This window comes from Dyella sp. RRB7 (assembly GCF_022761115.1).
In the GTDB taxonomy this organism is placed as follows: Bacteria; Pseudomonadota; Gammaproteobacteria; order Xanthomonadales; family Rhodanobacteraceae; genus Dyella.
Genome location: NZ_JAKWJS010000002.1, coordinates 537,152 through 559,680 on the forward strand (window position 1 = coordinate 537,152; position 22,529 = coordinate 559,680).

At 63.0% G+C, this 22,529-nt stretch carries 17 protein-coding genes, 5 tRNA genes and 1 pseudogene; 6 read left to right on the top strand and 17 right to left on the bottom strand.

Annotation, left to right across the window (positions count from 1 at the left end; all coding sequences use genetic code 11):
- Positions 1–79: 79 nt before the first annotated feature.
- Genes MJ606_RS08645 through MJ606_RS08660 form a run of 4 tightly spaced genes read left to right on the top strand, consistent with a single transcriptional unit; the run spans position 80 to position 3,674 of the window.
- Positions 80–715 (top strand): polysaccharide deacetylase family protein, encoded by a 636-nt coding sequence (locus MJ606_RS08645; protein ID WP_243049120.1) that lies wholly within the window; start codon positions 80–82, stop codon positions 713–715.
- Positions 716–735: 20 nt separating this feature from the next.
- On the top strand, positions 736–1,980 hold the full coding sequence (locus MJ606_RS08650; protein WP_243049121.1) for a hypothetical protein: 1,245 nt from the start codon (positions 736–738) through the stop codon (positions 1,978–1,980).
- Between the two features lie 3 nt (positions 1,981–1,983).
- Positions 1,984–2,928, top strand: a complete 945-nt coding sequence (locus MJ606_RS08655) for a class I SAM-dependent methyltransferase (RefSeq protein ID WP_243049122.1) — start codon at positions 1,984–1,986, stop codon at positions 2,926–2,928.
- Positions 2,925–3,674: a glycosyltransferase family 2 protein gene (locus tag MJ606_RS08660; protein ID WP_243049123.1), complete on the top strand. Its 750-nt coding sequence runs from the start codon at positions 2,925–2,927 to the stop codon at positions 3,672–3,674. Before MJ606_RS08655 ends, MJ606_RS08660 begins: the two co-directional genes overlap by 4 nt.
- Before the next feature lie 791 nt (positions 3,675–4,465).
- On the opposite strand, the gene MJ606_RS08665 is transcribed toward MJ606_RS08660, so the two are convergent.
- From MJ606_RS08665 to MJ606_RS08710, 10 genes are all read right to left on the bottom strand, one after another.
- Positions 4,466–6,004, bottom strand: coding sequence for an oligosaccharide flippase family protein (locus MJ606_RS08665; protein ID WP_243049124.1), 1,539 nt, complete (start codon positions 6,002–6,004; stop codon positions 4,466–4,468).
- Positions 6,005–6,056: 52 nt separating this feature from the next.
- Positions 6,057–7,796 carry a hypothetical protein gene (locus tag MJ606_RS08670; protein WP_243049125.1) on the bottom strand — a complete coding sequence of 580 codons (1,740 nt, stop codon included), beginning with the start codon at positions 7,794–7,796 and terminating at the stop codon, positions 6,057–6,059.
- Positions 7,786–8,781 (bottom strand): UDP-glucose 4-epimerase GalE, encoded by a 996-nt coding sequence (galE, locus tag MJ606_RS08675; RefSeq protein ID WP_243049126.1) that lies wholly within the window; start codon positions 8,779–8,781, stop codon positions 7,786–7,788. Before galE ends, MJ606_RS08670 begins: the two co-directional genes overlap by 11 nt.
- On the bottom strand, positions 8,778–9,614 hold the full coding sequence (locus MJ606_RS08680; RefSeq protein ID WP_243049127.1) for an alpha/beta hydrolase: 837 nt from the start codon (positions 9,612–9,614) through the stop codon (positions 8,778–8,780). Before MJ606_RS08680 ends, galE begins: the two co-directional genes overlap by 4 nt.
- Positions 9,607–10,389, bottom strand: a complete 783-nt coding sequence (locus tag MJ606_RS08685) for an alpha/beta hydrolase (protein ID WP_243049128.1) — start codon at positions 10,387–10,389, stop codon at positions 9,607–9,609. The genes MJ606_RS08680 and MJ606_RS08685 overlap by 8 nt, the downstream gene beginning before the upstream one ends.
- The gene (locus MJ606_RS08690) at positions 10,386–11,729 is read right to left on the bottom strand and encodes an outer membrane beta-barrel protein (protein ID WP_243049129.1); all 1,344 of its coding nucleotides are present in this window, start codon (positions 11,727–11,729) and stop codon (positions 10,386–10,388) included. Before MJ606_RS08690 ends, MJ606_RS08685 begins: the two co-directional genes overlap by 4 nt.
- A gap of 42 nt (positions 11,730–11,771) precedes the next feature.
- Entirely contained in the window at positions 11,772–12,557 is a 786-nt protein-coding gene (locus MJ606_RS08695) for a polysaccharide biosynthesis protein (protein WP_243049130.1), read from the bottom strand.
- Entirely contained in the window at positions 12,554–14,098 is a 1,545-nt protein-coding gene (locus MJ606_RS08700; RefSeq protein ID WP_243049131.1) for an XrtA system polysaccharide chain length determinant, read from the bottom strand. The genes MJ606_RS08695 and MJ606_RS08700 overlap by 4 nt, the downstream gene beginning before the upstream one ends.
- Positions 14,099–14,138: 40 nt before the next feature.
- Positions 14,139–14,762, bottom strand: coding sequence for an XrtA/PEP-CTERM system exopolysaccharide export protein (locus MJ606_RS08705; RefSeq protein WP_243049132.1), 624 nt, complete (start codon positions 14,760–14,762; stop codon positions 14,139–14,141).
- A 307-nt stretch (positions 14,763–15,069) separates the two neighbouring features.
- On the bottom strand, positions 15,070–15,894 hold the full coding sequence (locus MJ606_RS08710; RefSeq protein ID WP_243049133.1) for a methyltransferase, TIGR04325 family: 825 nt from the start codon (positions 15,892–15,894) through the stop codon (positions 15,070–15,072).
- A gap of 995 nt (positions 15,895–16,889) precedes the next feature.
- Here MJ606_RS08710 and MJ606_RS08715 point away from each other — a divergent pair.
- Entirely contained in the window at positions 16,890–17,378 is a 489-nt protein-coding gene (locus MJ606_RS08715; RefSeq protein ID WP_243049134.1) for a hypothetical protein, read from the top strand.
- A gap of 210 nt (positions 17,379–17,588) precedes the next feature.
- Positions 17,589–18,676, top strand: a pseudogene (locus MJ606_RS08720) (IS3 family transposase).
- Between the two features lie 258 nt (positions 18,677–18,934).
- Here MJ606_RS08720 and MJ606_RS08725 read toward each other — a convergent pair.
- The 7 genes from MJ606_RS08725 to rlmE form a co-directional block, all read right to left on the bottom strand.
- A tRNA-Lys gene (locus MJ606_RS08725) sits at positions 18,935–19,010 on the bottom strand.
- Positions 19,011–19,038: 28 nt separating this feature from the next.
- A tRNA-His gene (locus MJ606_RS08730) sits at positions 19,039–19,115 on the bottom strand.
- Between the two features lie 14 nt (positions 19,116–19,129).
- Positions 19,130–19,206 (bottom strand) — tRNA-Arg (locus MJ606_RS08735).
- A 27-nt stretch (positions 19,207–19,233) separates the two neighbouring features.
- A tRNA-Pro gene (locus tag MJ606_RS08740) sits at positions 19,234–19,310 on the bottom strand.
- Between the two features lie 172 nt (positions 19,311–19,482).
- Positions 19,483–19,559: transfer RNA gene (locus MJ606_RS08745), tRNA-Arg, on the bottom strand.
- A 304-nt stretch (positions 19,560–19,863) separates the two neighbouring features.
- Positions 19,864–21,813, bottom strand: coding sequence for an ATP-dependent zinc metalloprotease FtsH (gene ftsH, locus MJ606_RS08750; RefSeq protein ID WP_243049135.1), 1,950 nt, complete (start codon positions 21,811–21,813; stop codon positions 19,864–19,866).
- Complete coding sequence (rlmE, locus tag MJ606_RS08755) at positions 21,810–22,460, bottom strand: 23S rRNA (uridine(2552)-2'-O)-methyltransferase RlmE (protein ID WP_243049136.1); 651 nt, start codon at positions 22,458–22,460, stop codon at positions 21,810–21,812. The genes ftsH and rlmE overlap by 4 nt, the downstream gene beginning before the upstream one ends.
- Positions 22,461–22,529 lie beyond the last annotated feature (69 nt).

The following is a 22,529-nucleotide window of genomic DNA, read 5'->3' on the forward strand; positions in this document are numbered from 1 at the left end:
GGGACTATCGCTGCGTCCAGCCACAGCGAAGCGCATCGCGTGCGGGTGATGCCGCCATCTCTTCGGGACTTGAACCGCCATGACTCTCCGACCCAAGAAAATGGATCTGCTGCGATGGCTGCCGAAGACCATCGTGCTGACTCATGGGCCGAGCCGTGGCCATGCGCTCTATCTCACCTTCGACGACGGCCCGCACCCGGAGCACACGCCCGCGCTGCTCGACCTCCTGCGCGAACAGGATGCCCGCGCCACCTTCTTCCTGATCGGCCGCCAGGCGGAGCGTTATCCGCAACTGGTCGAGCGCATCGTGGCGGAGGGTCACCAGCTCGGCAATCACTCCTACAACCATCCGGTGTTCAACGCACTGTCGCATGCCGAACAATGGGCCGAGATCGTGCGCACCGAGCGCGTGCTGGCGATGTTCGATGGCCGCACGCGCCATCGCTTCCGCCCGCCGCGCGGCGTCTTCTCGCCCGCGCTGGCGCTGCGTTTTGCGTGGAGTCACCGCAACCTCGCCTACTGGTCGTACGACAGCCTGGACTACCAGGGCAGGACGCCCGACGAGCTCGCTGCGCAGTTGCGCCAACGGCCGCCGGTCGCCGGTGAAGTGCTGCTGATGCACGACGACAGCGACTGCTCCCGCCGCATGCTCGAAGCGCTGCTGCCCGAGTGGCGCGCGCAAGGCTTCACCTTTCCCGTCCTGCCCGTCCACTGACGGACGCCACGAGCCCGCCCATGACCAGCCCCCTCGCCCTTGTCCTGCTGACCCTGGCCTCGCTGGTGATGCTGGCCGCCATCGCCATCGCCGTGGCGATTCGCGCGCGCCACATGCAAACGTGGATCGGCGGCTATCTGCGACGCAAGCGCCCGGTGCAGGGTTCGGGTCCCGTGCACGTGATGTTCTGCTTCGTCGATCATTTCGAGCCTGCCTGGGGCCGCGTGGACCTGGACACGCAACGACGACGCGTCGACCGCTGGTGCCGCGACTATCGCATCCTCGCCAACGCCCATCGCGATGCGGACGGACGGCCGCCGCAACACAGTTTCTTCTACCCCGAGGAGGAATACCTCGAGGAGCACCTGGAAAAACTGGCCGCGCTGTGTGCGGAAGGCTACGGCGAGATCGAGATCCACCTGCACCACGACAACGATACCGAAGCGAACTTCCGCGCCACCATCACCCGCTTCAACGAGCTGCTGCACGAGCGGCATGGCGCGTTGTCGCGCGATCCTCGCAGCGGCCAACTCCGCTTCGGCTTCATCCACGGCAACTGGAGCCTGGACAACTCGCGTGCCGATGGCCGCTGGTGCGGGCTCAACAACGAACTGATCCTGCTGCGCGAATTGGGTTGCTACGCCGACTTCACCCTGCCCTCGGCGCCCAGCGATACGCAGACGCGCATGATCAATGCCATCTACTACGCCACCGACGATCCGCTCCGGCCCAAGTCGCACGATACCGGCGTGCCGGTTCGCGCGGGCGGCCAGGCCTGTGGCGACCTGATGATCGTGCAGGGGCCGCTCGGGCTGAACTGGCACAGCCGTCGCTACGGCGTGATCCCGCGCATCGAGAACGCCGACGTGCGGCGCTCCTGCCCGCCCACTCGCGACCGCATCGATGCCTGGGTGCGTACCGCCATCCATGTCGAAGGCCGGCCGGATTGGGTGTTCATCAAGATCCACACCCACGGTACGCAGGAGCGCGACATGGACACCCTGCTCGGCGCTCCCGCCCATGAAATGTACGAATACCTGGAACAGCATTACAACGATGGCGCCCACCATGTCCTGCACTACGTGACGGCACGCGAGCTGTACAACATCGTGAAGGCCGCCGAGGCCGGGCACCGCGGTGATCCATCGCGCTTCCGCGACTACGAGCTGCCGCCACCGCCCGGACTGGCGCGGGCACCATGGCGTTCCGCGTCGCATGAATCCGCGTCCCGATCCGCCGAGCAGCGCGCGGGCGTGGAGGGGTAGGCCATGCATTGGCGCGCCAAGGGCATGCTGCAAAAGGTGCTGGGCCAGGTGCCCGGTGGCGAACACGCGCATTACCTGTTGCAGCGCCGCTTCGGCGGCCTGCGCCAGTTCGACCGCGAATTCGACATCAAGATGGACGACTGGCGGCTGATGGCCGGACATCTGCGCGACGCCGGCCGGCCGATCGCCGGCGCGCGCCTGTTCGAGATCGGCAGCGGCTGGTACCCCACCTTTCCGTTCGCCTGCTATCTGGGCGGGGCGCGCAGCGTGATCACGGTGGACCTCAATCGCCACCTCAAGCCCGAGTTGGCGCGTGCCTGCGCCGCCAGCCTCGGCCGTTTCATCCACATGATCGCCAACGCCTGCGGCGTGAGCGAAGACGACGTGCGCGAACGGCAGCGGAAGCTGGTGGAACGCCTCGTCGGACATATCGACGTGCATGCCGCCACCGACGGCGTGGTCACCTACGATGCCCCGGTCGACGCCACGCAGACCCCGCTGGGTCCGCGCCAGATCGACTGCGTGTTCTCCAACAGCGTGCTTGAACACGTGCATCCCGACACCGTGGACGGCATCTTCAACGAGGCCATGCGCATCCTCGCCCCGGACGGCATCATGTTCCACTCGGTCAACTGCGGCGATCACTACGCCTACATCGACCCCAGCATCAACCAGCTCAACTATCTGCAGTATTCCGATACGCAGTGGCGCCGCTGGGACAACGCCTTCCTCTACCAGAACCGCCTGCGCGCCTTCGAATTCACCGAACGCGCCCAGTCGGCCGGCTTCGAGATCGTGATGAGCACCGAATGCCCGCGCGAAACCCGGCTGCGGCAGCTGGCCGCCTTGCGCGTCCACCCGCAGTTTTCCCATATTCCGCCGGAACGCCTGTGCGTCACTTCGATCGACTTCATTGCGCGCAAACGTGATGCGGGGTCGCTAGGATGAGCGACGCCCTGATCAGCGTGATCATGCCCGCGTACAACGCGGCGCCCACCGTGGGCCACTCCATCGCCTCGGTGCTCACGCAGAGTTATCCCACCCTCGAACTCATCGTGGTGGACGACGGCTCCAGCGACGACACTCCCTTGCTGCTCGATTCGCTGGCGCGGGTCGATGCGCGCCTGCGGGTGATCCGCCTCACGACGAATGCCGGCGTAGCCGTCGCGCGCAACACCGGCATCGAAGCGGCCCGCGGCAGCCATATCGCCTTCCTCGACAGCGACGACTGGTGGCATCCGCGCAAACTGGAACTGCAGCTCGCCCACATGGCGCAGACCGGCGCCCGCATCGGCTACGCCCCCTACGATCGCGTGGACGAGGCAGGCCACGTGCTGTCGCACGTACGCCCTCCGGCAAGGGTGTCGCACGATCAATTGCTCAAGAGCAACCACATCGGCAACCTCACCGGCATCTACCACCGGAGCCTGGGTGACGGCCGCTTTCGCGCCGTGGGACACGAGGATTATGTGTTCTGGCTGGAGATGCTGCGCCGTGCCGGCAGCGCCACGTGCGTGCCCCATGACGGCGCGCTGGCCTGGTACCTGACGCGAAGTGGCTCGCTGTCTTCGGACAAGTTGCGGGCGGCGCGCTGGCAGTGGCGGATCTATCGCGATATCGAGCAGTTGGGACGCATCGCGGCTTCGCGGTATATGTGTCACTACGCCTGGGAGGCGGTTAGGAAGCGGCATTGAGGTGGTTGGTTTCAGGGGTGTGGCGTGGTCGCCAGGGTGCCGCTTACGCGGCGGGCGTTTCGACCTCCTGCCGGAGGCCGAGTCATTTCTCTTTGCCGGCCCACGCATGCGCAGGAGCGCATGCGAAGGGCAGGATGCCCGGAGTCAAGAGAAGTAACCCGGAGAAATGGCCTGAAAGGCCAAGGCTCGTAGCGTTGCGAGGCATACCAGCCGGAACGGCCTCTGGGGCCTCGTTGCGGGATGCCTTCGCCGCTACACAGCGGTGACACCGTAGCGCTGCGCAACGCGCCATAGCGAAGAGGGCTTAAGGCTGGTGTGGCAACGTTGAGGGTTGCTATAGCTCCTGAAGGTGGCGGTATCTATGGTTATAACCGCCACTGAGGCTAGATTGTCCCCTCACCCCAACCCTCTCCCCGCAGGGGAGAGGGAGATAAGGCGCGCCGCTTTAAGTCCTCAGCGCGGTGGCGCGTTGCGCAGCGTTATGGCCTAGCCGCTGTGTAGCGGCGGAGGTTGTCCCGCAGCGAAGTACCTCAAGCGCTCGGGCTTTTCCCAACGTTATGCTGCCAGCCCTTCAGGCCATTTTCTTTGGGTTACTTTTCTTTTGGGCCAGCAAAAGAAAAGTGACTCGAGCGTCGGCAGACGATCGAAACGCCCGCTGCGTAAGCGGCACCCTGGCGACCACGCCAACAAAGGCGAAAGTCACCGGCCCCCCGCTTTCGCGGGAATGACGAGCAAAAGCGCGCTTCGTGCTTATCCTGCTTCCGCCGGAACGACAACCCAAACTCGAAAACTCACACCGCCGCCATCACCCTCAACACCCTCAACCAACGGATGAACAACCGCCCCGGCGCCCCCAACCTCCCCGCAATGGCGTTCAACAGCGCAAAGTCATCATCCGTCCAATAACGCACCAGCACGCCCGCCGGCACATACACACACAGGAAGGCAATCGCACTCGGGATAAACGCATAGCGCCCGGGCACCACCTCCAGCACCAGCCAGGCAACCGCCGTGGCAATCACGCCAACGACAAACAAGCGCAACATCGGCAACCACGGAATGCCTTCCTTGGTGACCCGGCGCAACAAATAAACGGCCACCATCCACTCGAAGATGCGCGTGCAGCCATACGTGATCACCGCACCCAGCAAACCGTAGTGCGGGATCAGGCAGATGCCCACCACCACGTTGGCCATCAACGAGTAGACGCCGATGCGGATGCGGTCATCCTGGCGGTCGACCACGGTCTGGAAAGCCACGATGCCGTTGCCGATCAACAGCAGGCCGGCCAGCACCAGGGTAACCTCGATGGCGGGAATGGCATCGGTGTAACGGTGACCATACATCAGGGTGACGATGTCCGGCGTGGTCACCAGGCCGATACCGGCAATGGCGATGCCCGCCGCCCAGTAGAAGCGCGTGGCCTCGGCGAGAAAACGCGCCGCGTGCGCCTGGCCGCGCTGCCCATAGGCCTTGGCCATATAGGGCAGCAGCGTGGCGGTCAGCCCCACCGAGAACAGCTCGACCGCGCCACGCGTCAGGGTGGAGGCGATGGAGAAGAAACCCACGGCCGTCGAGGTGGAGAAGGTGTTGAGCAGGAACATTTCCACCGTCCCGCTCTTGAGCGAGAGCAGCAGCACGAGTGCGGCCGTCAGCCATAGGTGACGACGCAGGCGTTGGCTGACGTCCGCGGGTATGGGACCCACCGCGAAAGGACGACAGTAGCGACGATAGGCAATGCGGCCGATCAGGTTGAGCGTCAGCGAGGAGATCGTATAGATCCCGATGAACGCCAGCAGGTCCGCATGCGCGAGCGTGGCGGCGATCACCAGGCCGACGCTGAGCACACCGGTTAGCACGGTGGCGATGGCCTCGGGCTCGAAGTGCTCCTGCCCCTTGGCAATGGCCACCAGCATCGCGTAGTTCGCCCTGGCCGCCACCGCCAGGATGGACAGCACGATGATCGGGCCGAGGAACAGGCGCCACTCGGTGGGCTGCATGATCAGCGCCGTGAGCCCGAACAGGCCCACCACGACGGCGACGCTGATGTGCTGGGTCCGGTTGAGCTGGGCGGAGATATGCGAGGCGATATCCTCCCTGCCCGCACCGTCGGCCTCGGCGATGAACTTCATCGACGAGGTGGTCAGGGCATGGTTGCTGCACACGATCAGCCAGCGACACAGCCACACGGTGAAGGCATAACGGCCGAAATCCTCGGGACCGAGCGCGCGCGCGATCCACACGCTGAGCACCAGACCCAGCGCATATTCGATATAGGTGGCCACCGAAACGATGGTGACGCTGCGCAGTACGGCAAGCCGCTGGTTCATCGCAGGACACCGTGCGGCAGAGGGGCAGCGCGACGCGTTCGTGTCATGGGCGTCACTGTTTGGCCTGCATGTCGGCCGGCACGGCGGCGCCGCTGCCCGGCGGCTGGCGGATCAGCCACTGCACCACGCCACTACCCAGGTTGTTCCAGTTGAATCGGCGCAATGTTCCGCCCTCGGCGGCGCAATCGGTGTTGTAGGACGAAGTCAGCGCCTCCATGCGACGCTTGAGGGCGGCACTCTGCGCCGGGTCCTGCTCGAAGTAATAGGCGGCGGCCACTGGCAATCCCAGCTCCACGTTGTGCGCATCGCTATACCAGCCATCGGAATCCTCGATATCGGCAAGCGCCTTGACGGGAACGTGTGCGGACGACCAGTACCAGGCGATCAATCCATTGGGCCCCGAGCACGGAAAACGCCAATCGTGAAACTGGGCAAGCACCTTGGGATCGATCCAGCCGTAATTCTCCAGGTAGCGACCATAGGACGTGATCATCTGCGGGATGCGCTTGTCGCCCGTTACCAGCCAGGCATGCCACAGCCCATCGACGATGTTCTCGCTCATCCACGGCGAATTGCCGCGCACGTCGGTGGCGGGGTCCCAGGTGTCCCCTTCGTGCTTCTGCCAGCTGCTGCGCCAGGAGCCATCGTCGCCCAGGCCATCGGGATTCTTGCGCTGGTGATCGTAGAGCCAGCCCACGCGCTGGTTGATCAACGAGAGATAGTGCGGCTGCCCGGTGAGCTCATACGCGCTTACGGTTTCCAGCAGGCCCAGGCCGGCCTGGCGTTCGGTGAAGAACTCCGACGGATGGGCATACGGACCCGGCCGTCCGCTCCAGCCGCCGTTCTCCCACAGCGTCACCATCTTGCCGACGGTGGCGAGGTCATGGCTTTCGTCATTGCCGGTAAGCGCCACGGCAAGCAGGATCGGTTCCACATAGACGTACTTGGTGTCGCACGGCTTGCCACTGAAGGCCCAGCCGCCACCGCAGAACGGATCCATCGGCAGGCCTTCGCGCTTGATGTTCTTCATGTAGAAGCGATAGCTGAGATCGGCCGCCTGCAGGTAATCGAAACGCCCCGTACGCAGGTACGCCTTGAACAGCGTGCTCGGGCGGTCGAACAGCCAGGCCGAGAAATCGTCCACCGGCAACTTGCTGGCCCATTCGAACTGGCGCGACACGTACTTCGCATACGGCTCGTTGGGCGTCGCGGGCTGCTGCGGCCCGGCAATCAGCGAAGCGCACAACCAGGCCGGTGTCAGCGTGCCCAGCACCATCGGCACACGCAGGCCCTGCGGGCCGTCGACCAGGCCGGCCTCGTAGGGCCAGCCGGCGATGTCCTGCTGCCGTGGCTTGCCGATGGCGAAGTAGTACGTCTCCTGATCCGTCGCCAACGGCGCGTGAAACTGCACCCGCACGGCGCGGATGCTGTTGTCCTTGGCGTACCAGCGCAACGTCACCTTGGCCACCGAGGCCACTTCGTTGCCCTTCGCGTCGAGGATGCGCAACCGCTGGGGATCCGTCAGCATTCCCGGCGGAAACGGGATGCCCACCGATGCCAGCACCGGCGACCCGCTGCCGCCATTGCGATGCAGGACGATGCGCTGGTCCGGCACGATGTCCGATGCGATGGGCCCGATATCCGCGCCATGCTTGCCCGCGACACTCGTGCTGCTCGCTGGGGTCGCCTGCCCCGCCTGATGCCTGGCGGCGACGGCAACACCCGCAAGACCCAGCAGCAGGAGGATGCCGATCGAGCAGGCGCGCAACACGGGCCCGGGCCTAACTGACATGATCGAGCTGCCGCGCGAGCTTCTGTTCCCAATGGAAGGCCGTACGCACGATGAAGTCGAGATCGTCGTAGCGCGGGTGCCAGTCGAGCACGTCCTGCAGCTTCGCGCTGCGTGCGATCAGCATGGGCAGGTCGCCGACGCGCCGGGGCCGCTCGATGATGTTGAGCGGCCGCCCGCTCACGCGCGTCACCGCGTCGATCACCTCGCGCACGCTGTAACCATGCCCGTACCCGCAATTGAGCGTCAGCGACGGGCCGCCGCGGCGCAGATGGTCCAGCGCGCGCAGATGCGCCGCGGCCAGGTCTTCCACATGGATGTAGTCGCGAATGCCGGTGCCGTCCGGCGTGTCGTAGTCGGTACCGTAGATGCACAGGCTGTCGCGCCTGCCCGCGGCGTGCTCGCAGGCCGCCTTGATCAGCAGCGTGGCATGCGGCGCCGAATGGCCGATGCGCCCGGCGGGATCGCAGCCGGCCACGTTGAAGTAGCGCAGGATCACATGCCGCAACCCGCTGGCGGCGCTGACATCGCGCAGTATGTTCTCGGACATCAGCTTGGACATGCCGTACGGGTTGAATGGCCGCGTAGGCGTGTCCTCGTCGGCAATGCCGCTATCGGTCAGGCCGTAGACCGCCGCCGTGGACGAAAAGATGAAGTGCGCCACCCCGGCCTCGGCGCAACACCCCAGCAGGTTGCAGGTGTTGCAGGTGTTGTTGCCGTAGTACTTCACCGGGTCGCTCACCGATTCGGGCACTACGGTATGCGCCGCAAAATGCAGCACCGTATCCACCCGATGATGGGCGATCACACGCGCGACAAGCTCGCGGTCACCGACATTGCCGACCACCAGCTCGGCATCATGCACCGCCTCGGCAAACCCGGAAGAAAGGTTGTCGATCACCACCACGCGCTCGCCGCGTGCCGCCAACTGTTGCACGACATGGCTGCCGATATAACCGGCGCCGCCGCTGACCAGGACACCGTTCATGACGAAGCACCTGCGTGGGCAATGGGGAAATTGCGCTGGAGCCACGCCTCGATATGCTCGATCAGATGCCGACGATCGTCGACAAGCACATAGGTGTGGTCGGTTTCCTCGATATAGCGCGTGCTTACGGCGGGCCGATTCATGAGGCTGCCGAAACACTCGCGGAACTGGCGCGCATGGTTGAAGTCCATGTTGATGCCGCCGCTGTAGACAAGACATAACTTCAGGCCGCGATCGAGCATCCCCTTCAAGTCCACCCGAACCACGTCCTGCGGTAGCGGCGCGACGCCGAACACCGGTTCGTTGCCTCCGCCACCGACCTCCCGCGACTTGCGCACCAACCATCGCCACCAACGCTTTGCGTTGAACAGGCGCGGCAGGTAATGACGCAGCCTGAAGCCGAAGGTGCGGTAGGCATAGCCGTCGAGGAACACCACGCCATCGAGCTTTTCGTGACTATGCTCGCCGCATGCGACGGTGTGCGCGTTCTGCGCGCCCGAGCACAACCCCACCAGCACGAAGCGCGAACAGGCGGCATGCTGGTGCAACAACGCCATCGCATCGTCCACGTCGGCGCACACCTGCTGCACGCGTGTCTGCGATTCTCCACTGGCACCGCTGTCGCCGATGGTCGATTGATCGAAGCGCAGCGTCGGATAGCCCAGTTCATTGAGCCGGCGGGTCATGTCCACATGCAGGCGAAACGGCCCGATGCGATGCACCAGCCCCGCGTTGAGCACGATCACACCGACCGCCCCCGGCGCCGTGGGCGGCAGGCCGGCAATGCCGACCAGATGCCGCGCGCGCCCAAAACGGAAGGCCTGCTCACGCATATGCGCGCTCCCGCAGATGGGCGACCACCGTCTGCACCAGCGGGTGGGAAAGAATGGCCGTCTCGATCCGCGACAGTTCGTCCCAAGGCGTGTCCGGCCGCAGGCGATGCAACCTTGCCGGGTCTGGCACCCACTCGTGCCAGTCCGGCGACGCCTCGCCCAGCGAGTCAATCAGCAACGAAGGCGCCGTCAGCCGTTCCGCGCGCAGGCTGGCAATGCGCTGGCGCAACCCGGGGTTCACGGCAAAACCCAGCCACTGCCCTTCCGCCGCCGAGGCCGCACGGGGGCGGATGAAGCGATGCGTGTCGCGACGCAAGGCGTCCTGCAAGGCATCGAGCGTGGCGACGTAGGCGCTGCCATCCATCACCGGATCCCACGCCACCAGGTCCGTCAGTTGGGCGGATGGCGCGGCAGCGAGGGCGAGGTTCGCCCCCAGCCGCGCACCGAAGGCGGACACGCGATCAACGCTGCTGCGCGAGCGCAGTTCGGCCGCCGCCGTGGCGATGTCGTCCAGGCAACGATCCCAATCCACTTCATCACTGGCGCCGGCCGAGTCGCCGCACCCGTAGTAGTCGAAGCGCAACACCGGGATGCCTGCGGCGGCCAAGGCGCTGGCGAGCTGTCGATAAAGCCGATGGCAACGGATGTGGTCCTGCCCCAGCGGCGCGCACAACAGCACGGCCTTGGCGGCCGCCCCGGCCGCCGCGTGGTAGATCCCAAACAGCTCACCGTCTTGACCGAAGAAGAAAGGCAGTTCGCTCTCAAACCGCGTCATCGCTTGTACACCAGGGTCAGGAAGACCTCGTTCTCGTGATAGGACTGTCCCACCGCGTCGCTGGCCTGGATCTGCCGTACGAACGACGCGCTCCAGCTCCAATGCGACGTCAGCTGCTGGGAGAACGCGGTGCCGTAGCGATAGGCCTTGTCGTGGCGGTTGATCGTCTCGTAATCCAGCCGCCCGCCCGTCGCGAACGCCGACACGGTCATGGTGGGGGTCAGCTTGTAGTCGACGGTCGTGCCCACGCCCTTGTCGGTCTGGTTGAACGTGGTCTGGTTGACGTAGTCGAGCTTGCTGTAGGACGGCGCCAGCGAAAAACTGAAGCGCTCGTCGCGATAGCTATAGGTCAGCTCCATCTGCCGCTCTTTGTAGATGTCCGAGCTGATGATGACGTTGCCGACGCTGATGCCACCACGCGTGGTGTCGATGGCCTCGGTCAGCGGCTGCAAGGGCACCAGCTCGCCGCCGACGTTCACGTTGGTCGGCTGCAGCATGTCCTGCGTGGCGTCCGCGTATTGATAGTCGCCGTTCAAGGTAAGAGTGTTGCGCGGCGACAGGCGCCAGCCGATGGTCACCCGCGCCAGCGGAGAGGACTGCGACGCTCCCTGGGTGAAATCGATGTCCGACCATCCCAGCGCGGTATCGATATCGATCTGTTCCAGCCGGCTGGTGTAGCGGGCGTAGGCCTGATAGCTGGTGTAATTGGAGCCGGCCACGCTGGTGTTGTTGAAATCGACATGCTCGACGTCGATGTTCCCGGACAACTGGTCGGTGGGGCTAAGGTCGCGGAATATCCGGAAGGCGGCATCGCCACGCGATGAATTGAACTCGGTGACCTTGGATGCATAGCTGTTGATGTAGTGAAGGTCCACCTCGCCGGTCATTCCGTCGCCAACCCGGAAGTGCAGCGTGGGCCCCAGGGCGATCACGTTGGTCTGCTGCTGGTTGTTCGGCGCATTGGCGGCCAGGGAGTTGACCGGTTCCACGCCGGCGTAGTCCTGCACGGTGAAATCCAGCCGCTTCGGAATCACCGTCCAGTTCATCTGGCCGGCTATCTCCGCCAGCGTCTGGTTGTCGAAGGTGCTGCCGGAGTAATCCCGGTATTCGATGTTGCCGGTGACATTGGCCTGCAGCGTGGAACCCTGCTGGGTATAGGCGAAGTTCACGCCCGGCTCCAGCACGTTCGTGCTGATCGGATCGGTGGTGGTAAGCGCCGTGTTGTCGCTGTGCTCGATCGTGGTGTAAAGCGAGTAGTCGAACTGCCCCGCCCATGCGCTCCCGGAAACGGCGGCCAGCGCAAGGGCTATCGAGCGAGCGAGTGTAGTGCGTACCGCCATGTTCCTTCCCCCAATGGATTGGTCGCAGCAGGAATCGCTCACTCAGGGCAGATGATTGAACACCACCCCGGCCATCTTCTCCGGATCGAAATTCGTTACCGCTTGGTTGATCGCCGCCGGCGTGTCGCGCCCGTAGCCCGCCACCACCACCACGAAATCAGCGAGATCGGACAGGATGCGCGCATCCGGCGAGCCCTTGATCGCGGGGCCGTCCAGGAACAGGTAGCGATCGGGGTAACGGCAGCGCAGCGAGTCGAGCATCGTGCTCATGCGGAACGAGGAGAAATACTCGCCGCTGTTCTCGCGCGCCCTGCCCGCGGGAATCAGCCGCAACCGCGGTATGCCGGTGCGATAAAGCACCGGTTCGATGCCGAGCGCCGGCTGTTCGAGGAAGTCGATCAATCCACCCGCCAGCGGCTCGACGCTCAATGCCTTGTGCTGGCTCGGATAACGCAGGTTGCAGTCGATCAGTAGGCTGGTCTTGGACTCGTCGAAGGCGAACGCCGCCGCCAGATTGCGCGTGACGAAGCTGCCACCGGAGCGCGGGCTTACCGATACCACCAGCGTGATGAAATTCTGTTGCCCGGCAATGCCAAGCAGACGCGTGCGGATCTCGCGGAATGCATCGGACTGCCGACGCACCGACTCTTCGCGATGGATCAGCCGGCGTTCCTCCAGCTGCAATGGCACCAGCTCCCCCGCCCCTTCGTTCATGCGGGCAATCGAGTGGCCGGTCACGGCGTGATGCTGCAGGTTCTTGGCCGCCTCCTCGAGCACGTCCTCGATGCTGCCCTGCAGTCCGCTGTCGTTCTCGTCCTTCATGTTCATTGCTTCAACCTCAGCCAGAACATGGCCAGGTAGACCGCGGCGATGCCCGCCACCGTGATCAACAGGAACATGTTGTGCAGCCGCTCACGGCGGCGATCGTCGGGCGTCGGGTAAAACGGTATGGCGGCCAACACGGCAAGGCCCGTCGCCTGTTCCAGCCGCTCCACCGAACGCACGCGCGGATCAAGCTTCACCAGTCCGAACAACAGCCCCACGGGAACCGCCAGCGCCAGCGCGATGCCAGCCACGCTGAAGTGCATGAAACGCAGCCCCGATGGCGCCAGCGGCATCACTGCTGGGTTTTGCACCAGGAAGGTAAGGCCGCGCTGCTCGGCGTCCAGATTCATCGAAACGCGGGCGTTCTCGCGGCGCTTGAGCAGGTCCTGGTAGACGTCGCGATTGACGTTGTAGTCGCGCGTCAGCTCGGCCGTGACGTTTTCCGAGTTGGCGATGCGGGCGCTGCGCTGCAGTTCCGTCTGCAGCATGGCTTCGCTCGCGCTCAGCCGCGCCGCGGCAGCCGCCGTGCTCGCCCGCGTCGAGGAAAGCTGGGTCTTGATCTGCTCGTAGGCGGGATTGAAACGCACCGCGCCATCGAGCGCCGTCGGCGATCCGGCCGCCTGCGCCGCGTCCTTGCGCTGGTCCGCCTGCGCCATCTGCTGCCGCACATCCTGCATCTGGTGCCGGATGCGGACCACGTCGGGGTATTCGTCGGTATAGGTGAGCAGCAGCTTGTCCAGTTGCGATTGCAGGTCGGCCAGCTGGCTCTGGTAGATGCCGTCCGCGGTCTGCACGGTGCTCACTTCGGATTCACCGGTCAATTGCGACGCCAGTGAGCCCTCCTGCGAGCGCCGCTCCATCAGGTCCATGCGCGCCGTTTCGATCTGGCTGCGCAGCTGGCTGATGCGCGCGTTGGTATCGGCCTCGCTGCCGGGGCGCGCATCGTCATTGGCATCGCGATAAGCCTTGAGCTTGTCCTCCGCGTCGGTAAGCTTGGCCCGGTAAGCCTCGACCTGGCTGTTGATGAACTCGTAGGCCTCGCGGCTCTCGCGCTGCTTGGACGCCAGGCTCTCGCTGATGAATAGCTGGGCGAACTGGCGCGTCACCTCATAGGTGCGCTTCGGGTCGGTGTCGAAATAGCTGATCGTGATGAGGTTGTCGTGCTCGGTCAGCACCTTGGTACGTGACTTGATGCCTTCGATGAGACGGTCCTGCTCCACCGGCGTGGGATGGGTGGCCATCCAGCCGCCCGCGACCAGGATCTCGCCCATCACCTTGCGGCTGAAAATCACGTCGCGCGCGATGCTTGCGCGGTTCTTGTTGGCGGTGGCCGCCGCCGCGCCCTCCATCAAGGGCGAGATGATGCTGCTCTCCTGCGCCAGGATGGTGGTGGATGCCTCGTACTTCTTCGGCCACAACAGCCCCGTTACCAGCGCGGCGAGCGCGATAAGCGCAAAGATGATCCCCATCGTCAGCCGGCGACGGCGAGCCTCGCTCACCAAGGCGGGCAGCAGGCTGGCAAAAGGTGTGAGTTCCCCATTCATAGCCTTCCCCTCGTCCGTTCTCCCTGGACCATGCCGGACATCAGAAAACCCGCAGTGGCACGGTGACCACATCGCCCGGTTGCACCGGATAGTTGGTCGCCAGGTCCCCTTGCTGCAGCACTTTGTCCAGCCGCACTGAGTACGGCGTGGTGGTGCCATCGCTGCCCTTGCGATACAGCTCGGTGCGATCGGGCGCCGCAAATTCCGTGGTTCCGCCTGCCGCCAGCACCGCGTCCAGCACGGTCATGCCCTGGCGATAAGGAATGGATATCGGTGTACGCACCGCACCGGTCACGCGCACCCGCGACAGGTACTCATGGCTGCGCAGCTCCGTGAGGATCACCGCCACCTGCGGGTCACGCACGTACGACTGCAGCTTGTCCTTGATCTCCCCGGCCACTTCCTCCGGCGTCTTGCCGCCGGCCATCACGTCGCCAATCAGCGGCACCGTGATCTTGCCGTCCGGGCGCACCGGCACGCTTACGCTCAAGTCCGGGTTATGCCAAACCGTAATCTGCAACTGGTCGTCGACACCGATGCGATAGCTGGTGACCGCCTGTGCGCCGGGATCAATCTTGGGTGCTTCGGTGGAACCACGCCCCGTGGCGCACGCCGCCAACAGCAGAGCAACGCACAGCACGAGAAGAAAACGGAAGTTCTTCATGGCGGTTCCCCTGATTGAAAATGTGAACTAAGTCACGATTGAGTATATCCAATCCAAAAACTGGCTTGACAAAGCCATAGGGAATAGAACTTGCCGCACATGCGCGGTGAAATCCGCAGCGTCGACGCCAACCGGCGCACACGATTCACCATGCAGGACAACCCTCGCCAGCGGCCAAAGGGCCTAGCCAGGACGATGGAAAGACACATCGACGCTTCGGGGTGAAAAGTGCGGCCTTGGCTGTTACCAGGGTTTTAGACCATTTGGCCGATAGGCCACCGCCCCGACTCCGGCCGGCAATGCGACCTCAGCCGTGGCTACTGAAGTAAAAGCCGAAATAGCGATCGAGGGAGTGCGAGGGATAGAACGGGATATCGCACTGGCGATCCGTGTTCTCCCAGCGATCGCGCATCGTATAACCCAAGGCCCGCAACCCATCGAGGAATTCGCGCTCGGCAGTCACTCGATAGGGACAGCACGACACCCCGGTGTTCTGTACGGTGAAGTACGACGCGCTCAAATGGATCGGCACCGAATTGAGCAGCAGATGGGCCGGCGGCCGCTCAAGCGAGGCAAGCAACCCGGCCAACGTATAGTCCAGGTACTGCAGCGCCCCGGCAGCAAACAGCACATCCATGCCACTGGCATCCTCGCGTCGCGGCGTGAAGCGCAAATGCCTGGCGGGATCATTCCTCGCCGCCCATTCCTCACCGGCCGCATTGACGGCCGGCACATCCATCACCAGCCAACGCATGGCATCGGGGAAATGGAAATAACGCTGATATGCGTAATACGCGATACCGATATGCCCGCCCAGATCGAACACGGAAACGCAGCCCTCCGCGAACAAGCGCGAGAGCCACCACATCATCGGATAGTCGTTGAGGAAGACGCGCCGCGTGCGCTCACGATAGAACGCGGCCGAGGCCGCATTGTCATAGCCCTGCACCAGCGTCGGCGGAATGCTGGCCTGCGCTTCGGCAAAGCTGGAAAAGACGCCGCGATACAAGTTCTGCAACGTCGAATCGTGGGCGAAGAACCGATGTTCGTAGCCTGCACGCAGCACGCTGCCAACAACAGGCCAATGCGACGCCTGTTCGGCCAAGCTGTGCAAGGTTGGATGCCTGTCCATGCACGCAGCACCTCGTGCGGAAAACCATCCGACGCCCCGCCAGACTCGCCGAGACAAGAGCCGGCCAGCGCCAACATCGGAGCCCGCCATGGCCACCTGGCCATGGATCCAACGCGCCCGCTGCCGACTCCTCGCAATGCTCACGCCGAAAAATCAGCAACGCCACAGGAACAACGCACCACCTGCCGATTGGGTTGAATGCCCGATGCCCCCTCATCAAACTTGAAGCTTCGGCGAAACCCGGATCCGTCGGCGATAAAGCCAGGCTGCGCGAGAACCTGCGCAGCCTGGCGTGCTTCGCAAGCAGTCGGCGTTAGAACTTGACGGTCACACGCGCCCAGAAATAACGCCCCATCAGGTCGAAATCACTCGGGTCGGTATTCGCGTTGAGCGAATTGTTGGCATAAAGCATTGGCGGCTGTTTGTCGATGGTTCAACCAATCCGGGCTGTCGCTTGGAGTGAGACAAGTCCAGCGTGCGCCTGCCGCCACGGACATCGTCTACGAGGCGCAACGATTGAACGCCTGCGGAAACCTACTACCTTTCCGGCTCACCTAAGAAAAGAAGTATATCTGTCAGCTGGTGCGCTGCGGTGACTATTGGAAAGTGCTGCTCTATCACAACCCGTCGAATCTTGGCTCATACCGCTGCCAGAACTTCGACAAAGTCAAATCGCATGTGATGCGCTATCTCAGGACGCGCGAAGATCTGCTTTGTGGGGCAGTAACCGCGTATGGCAGGGTGAAGGGTGCCTGCGAACAATACGGGGCCGAAGCGTGACCGCACAATCCATCCAAGCCGGAAGCGCCATTGGGTGACCCGATGACCTTCAATCACTACAAATTCCAGGACAAGGGTCAACTGCAATAGAAGCATGCCACCCCGGGAATCATGCAGGGCGACCACGCAGTGAAGGTTGACGAACACTTCACACTCCCTTCGCTACTTACATCAGCGCGACAGGCTGTCGCGTACTCATGGACAAAGGAAAGAGCATGAAAGCTAAGCGTGGAATTTTTGCACTTTCGGCGATGATGGCGGCTTGCTTGTTCAGCCAGGCCGACGCTGCGCCCCCCCCGAAGTCGGATCAGACAACTGGTGTCTTCCTGCAATGTTCTACCTGTGCAGTGTCGGGACAGACTCCGGCGCTGCTCAGCTACGTGCAGTCGGCAATTTCGCTTTACAACGGCTCTGCGCTGGCTGCCAGCAACGGTCATCAGGTCAGCGTGGGCGATGAAATCCAGATCGAACGACGGAATACCAAGCCCAATGGCGCCTGGTCCATCACCGACCATTACTTTGTGGTCACCCATCTTCCGGTGACTTCGTTCAACGATCTTGTAGACCAGGGCGTAGAGACCGACAGCGATGGCGGCAACGCGTTCCCGCCGCCCGCCGGGCCTAGCATTTCGGATTTCGTCGCACAGTTCGCTGCCGATGGCGGAACCGTGCTGGTCTTTTATGGGTATTACCCGCCTGGCTGATTCAGGACTGCTGGATGTTCTAAAAAGCAAGGGCTCCCTCCGGGGTCCTTGCTTTTCGCCGGATGTCGCGCAGCCGTAATACATCCCGCGATCCTTACGATTGGTATCTGGAACGGCGGCCTCACCTGAGGCGGTTGCAGCTGGCGGTAATCCCCCCGAAAAAACGGTGGGATCAGAAGTAGAATTTTCTCGTTGAGGGAGTTCTACGGAATGAAGAAGTCGAGATTCACGGACAGCCAGATCATGGACGCACTGAAGCGCGTTGAGGCAGGGCTGGCGGTACCGGATCTTTGCCGAGAGCTGGGGATCAGCACGGCGACGTTCTACAAGTGGCGTTCGAAGTACGGCGGCATGGACGTGTCGCTGATTGCGCGGATGAAGGAGCTGGAGGCCGAGAATGCACGGCTGCGCAAGATGTACGTCGAGGAGAAGATCAAGGCTGAGATCGTTGCAGAGGCACTCGCAAAAAAAGACTGAGGCCATCTTGCCGACGTGAGATGGCCATGCGAGCGGTGGTTAGCCGGTGCCCATCGATCCGGCTGGCGTGCGAGGCGTTCGGAATCAGCTAGGCTTGCTATCGGTATGCTGGCCGACGGAAGGTCGAGAACGATGAGGTTGCGAACTGACTGTTGCGTCTGACCGACAACCACCGGAACTGGGGATTCGGGCTGTGCTTCTTGTACCTGCGTAACGTGAAGGGCTTCGGCTGGAATCACAAGCGTGTGTACCGAATCTATCGCGAGCTGGAGTTGAACCTGCGGATCAAGCCGCGCAAGCGGTTGGTCAGGCAGGTTCCAGAGCCGCTGGCCGTACCGTCTGGCGTCAACCAGGTCTAGTCAATGGACTTCATGCACGACCCACTGGCCGATGGGCGCAGCATTCGGTTGTTCAATGTGATCGACGACTTCAACCGCGAAGCGCTTGGCATCGAGATCGATTTCTCGTTGCCGTCGGAGCGGGTGATCCGTGCGTTGCGGCAGATCATCGGTTGGCGTGGCCGGCCGACAGCGATTCGGTGCGACAACGGCCCTGAATACCTGAGTGCGGCCATCACCGAGTGGGCCCGGCAGTACGGGATCAGGCTCGATTACATCCAGCCGGGCAAGCCCCAGCAAAATGCCTATGCCGAGCGATTTAACCGGACCGTGCGATACGAATGGCTGTCGCAGTACCACTGGGAAGACTTGGATCACATGCAGCGTTTCGCGACCGATTGGATGTGGACCTACAATCACGACCGCCCAAACATGGCCCTGGGCGGATTTACGCCAAAACAGCGGCTGGCCATGGCCGCCTAGTTTCTACTTCTGATCCCCATGAAAAATGGGGGGATTACCGATACATGCAATGACCCGCTCAGGATATCCATCCGCCCAGGGAGGGATCGTGCAGCCCATGCAGAGGCGTAAGAAGTAGGCACAAATCAATCGCGCAATACCACGTAAGAGGCGCCTGCGGGCGCTTTTTTTCGCGCCGGAAAAGCAGGCGAATTTTTCGAATATTTTCCAGTGGCCAAAAGAAAAGGCACCTAGGTTTCCCTAAGTGCCTTTTCCGATTGGTGGGCCGTGAAAGATTCGAACTTTCGACCAATTGATTAAGAGTCAACTGCTCTACCAACTGAGCTAACGGCCCATAAAACGAATTGTAACAACCAACAAATTGGGGTGGACGATGGGATTCGAACCCACGACAACCGGAATCACAATCCGGTACTCTAACCAACTGAGCTACGCCCACCATAAAACCTGAATTGGCGCGCCCGACAGGAATCGAACCTGCAACCGTCGGCTTAGAAGGCCGATGCTCTATCCGGTTGAGCTACAGGCGCTTGTGCACACGGTGCATAGCATCTGCATGGTCGGGGCAGAGGGATTCGAACCCCCGACATCCAGCTCCCAAAGCTGGCGCTCTACCAGGCTGAGCTATACCCCGATTTCGAACCCTCAACCGCCGAAGCGTGCTGAAGCTTAGAAATGCTACGGGTGACGCCTAGCCTAGTCAATCCGTATCAAAGCACACCGAACTTCAACTTTCGTCCGGTCCGCTTGGCGATTCACTGCCTTGCGGCACAAGTCATGATGTGAACATCACAGCTTGCTTCAAATGGCGCGCCCGGAGAGATTCGAACTCCCGACCACCAAGTTCGTAGCCTGGTACTCTATCCAACTGAGCTACGGGCGCGTTTTTAACTTTTGCCTTGTCGCTTAACCACCGAAGTGGAAAGCGCCGAAGCGAGAAGCGGAATTATTCAGATTCGAGAGCGATGCGTCAACTCTTTTTTTCAGTTTTTTTTCATCGCCGTTGAAGAATCTTCACGTTCGACGATGAAAACGCATCACCTGGGCCGGTCATTTTAGCCGTCTGTTCGTCATTCGGCTATACCTTCGCGCAAACTTTTTCGCCGCGAGTGGATCGACAGCGCGCGCATACGTATCCAAAGAAAAGGCGGCACGTGGCCGCCCTTTCTTGCATGCATCGAGGTCGATCAACGATCGGACATGCGACTCTGAATCGCCGGATCGCCCACCTTGGCGCCTGCATCGCCACGCGGCGGCGGCGGCGGTGGCGTGGGGCCGGTGCTGGCGGTCTTGGACCAATCTGCCGGCGGCCCCGGCACGCGACCGTTCATGATGTCGTCGATCTGGTGCGCGTCGATGGTCTCGTACTGCAGCAGCGCATCGGCCATCACGTGCAGCTTGTCGATGTTGTCGGTCAGCAGCTGCTTGGTGCGCGCATAGGCGCGATCCAGGATGGCACGCACTTCCTCATCGATCTTGCGCGCGGTCTCGTTGGAGACGTTCTTGTGCTGCGTCACCGCGCGGCCCAGGAATACCTCATCCTCTTCCTCGCCGTAGGTCACTGGGCCGAGCGTGTCGGACAGGCCCCACTTGGTGGCCATGTTGCGCGCCATCTTGGTGGCGCGCTCGATGTCGTTGGACGCACCGGTGGTGACCTTGTCCTCGCCGAAGATCAGCGCCTCGGCCACGCGGCCGCCGTACAACGAGCATAGCTGCGACTCGATGGCCACGCGGTTCATGCTGTACTTGTCGCCTTCCGGCAGGTACATGGTGACGCCCAGGGCGCGACCACGCGGAATGATGGTGACCTTGTAGACCGGGTCGTGTTCCGGCACCAGGCGACCCACGATGGCGTGACCGGCCTCGTGATATGCGGTGAGCTTCTTCTCGTCCTCGCTCATGGCCATCGAGCGGCGCTCGGTGCCCATCAGGATCTTGTCGCGCGCCTTGTCGAGATGGCTCATGCGCACGTCACGCGCGTTCTCGCGCGCGGCGAACAGCGCGGCCTCGTTGACCAGGTTGGCCAGGTCCGCGCCGGAGAAGCCCGGGGTACCGCGCGCAATGGTCATGGGATCGACGTCAGCGGCGGTCGGCACCTTGCGCAGATGCACCTTGAGGATCTGTTCGCGGCCCTTCACGTCGGGCAGGCCCACCACCACCTGGCGGTCGAAGCGGCCCGGACGCAGCAGCGCCGGATCGAGCACGTCGGGGCGGTTGGTCGCGGCGATGACGATGACACCTTCGGTGCCCTCGAAACCGTCCATCTCGACCAGCAACTGGTTCAGGGTCTGCTCGCGCTCATCATGACCGCCGCCCAGGCCGGCGCCACGATGGCGGCCGACGGCGTCGATTTCGTCGATGAAGATGATGCACGGCGCGTGCTTCTTGGCCTGTTCGAACATGTCGCGCACGCGGCTGGCGCCGACGCCCACGAACATTTCGACGAAGTCGGAGCCCGAGATCGAGAAGAACGGCACCTTGGCCTCGCCCGCGATGGCCTTGGCCAGCAGGGTCTTGCCGGTACCCGGCGGGCCCACCATCAGCACGCCACGGGGAATCTTGCCGCCCAGCTTCTGGAACTTGCCCGGGTCGCGCAGGAACTCGACCAGCTCGCCGACTTCTTCCTTCGCCTCATCGCAGCCGGCGACATCGGTGAAGTTGACCTTGATCTGGTCCTCGCCCTGCAGCTTGGCGCGCGAGCGGCCGAAGCTCATGGCGCCGCGGCCACCGGCACCGGCCTGCATCTGGCGCATGAACCAGATGAACACGCCGACGATCAGGATGATGGGCAACCAGTTGAGCAGCAGGCCCAGCAGCGAGAAGCCGTTGTTGGAGGGCTCCTGGCGCACTTCCACGCCCTTGTCCTGCATCTGCTTGACCACCGAGTTGGTGGACCAGCCCAGGACGGGGGCGACGGTGCGGAAGGTGCTGCCATCCTTCAGCTTGCCGCTGATGCTGGCGGGCTGGTCGGCGCTGATGTTGGCCGAGGCCACATTGCCGTTGTCCACGCTCTGCACAAAGGTGCTGTAGGGCAGATCCGAGGAGGATGCGCCATGCGGATTGAAGCTCTGGAACACCGTCAGCAGTACGACTGCGATGATCAGCCAGAGCAGCAGGTTTTTCGCCATTTCATTCATGCACGGTTCTCGCCCGATTGCCCGCCGTTGGCCTTGCGACCCACGGCCAATGCATACACCTCACGCGAACGTGCGCGTGAGGCCTTAGGTTTACGCATGGTCACGCGGGTGAAGTCCGCGCGCAACCTGCGAATGTATTCGTCAAAGCCGGTCCCCTGAAACAGCTTGATCAGGAATGACCCGCCCGGTTTAAGCCATTGGCGGCTGAAGTCCAGCGCCAGATCGGCCAGATCCATCGCGCGGATCTGATCGGCCAGGGCTACGCCACTCATATTGGGGGCCATATCGGACAGCACAAGATCGACCTTATTGCCGTCCAGCCGGCCTTCCAGCTCGCGTAACACCGACTCCTCGCGGAAATCGCCCTGCAGGAAGTCCACCCCGCCGATACCCTGCATGGGCAGGATATCCAGCGCCACCACGGTGCCAGTATCACCCAAACGCTGCCGGACCAGCTGCGACCAGCCGCCCGGCGCGGCGCCCAGGTCGACCACCCGCATGCCCGGCTTGAGCAGGCGGTCGCGGTCCACCAGTTCCTCCAGCTTGAACACGGCACGCGACCGCAGCCCTTCGGCCTGGGCCTTCTTCACATAAACATCATCGAAGTGTTCCCGCAGCCAGCGGGAACTACTTTTGCTGCGGGACATGATCGGCGACAGCCATGGATACGGGGGAAGTGACCTGCATGATACCCTTAGCAGTCTCATTGCCGCGAA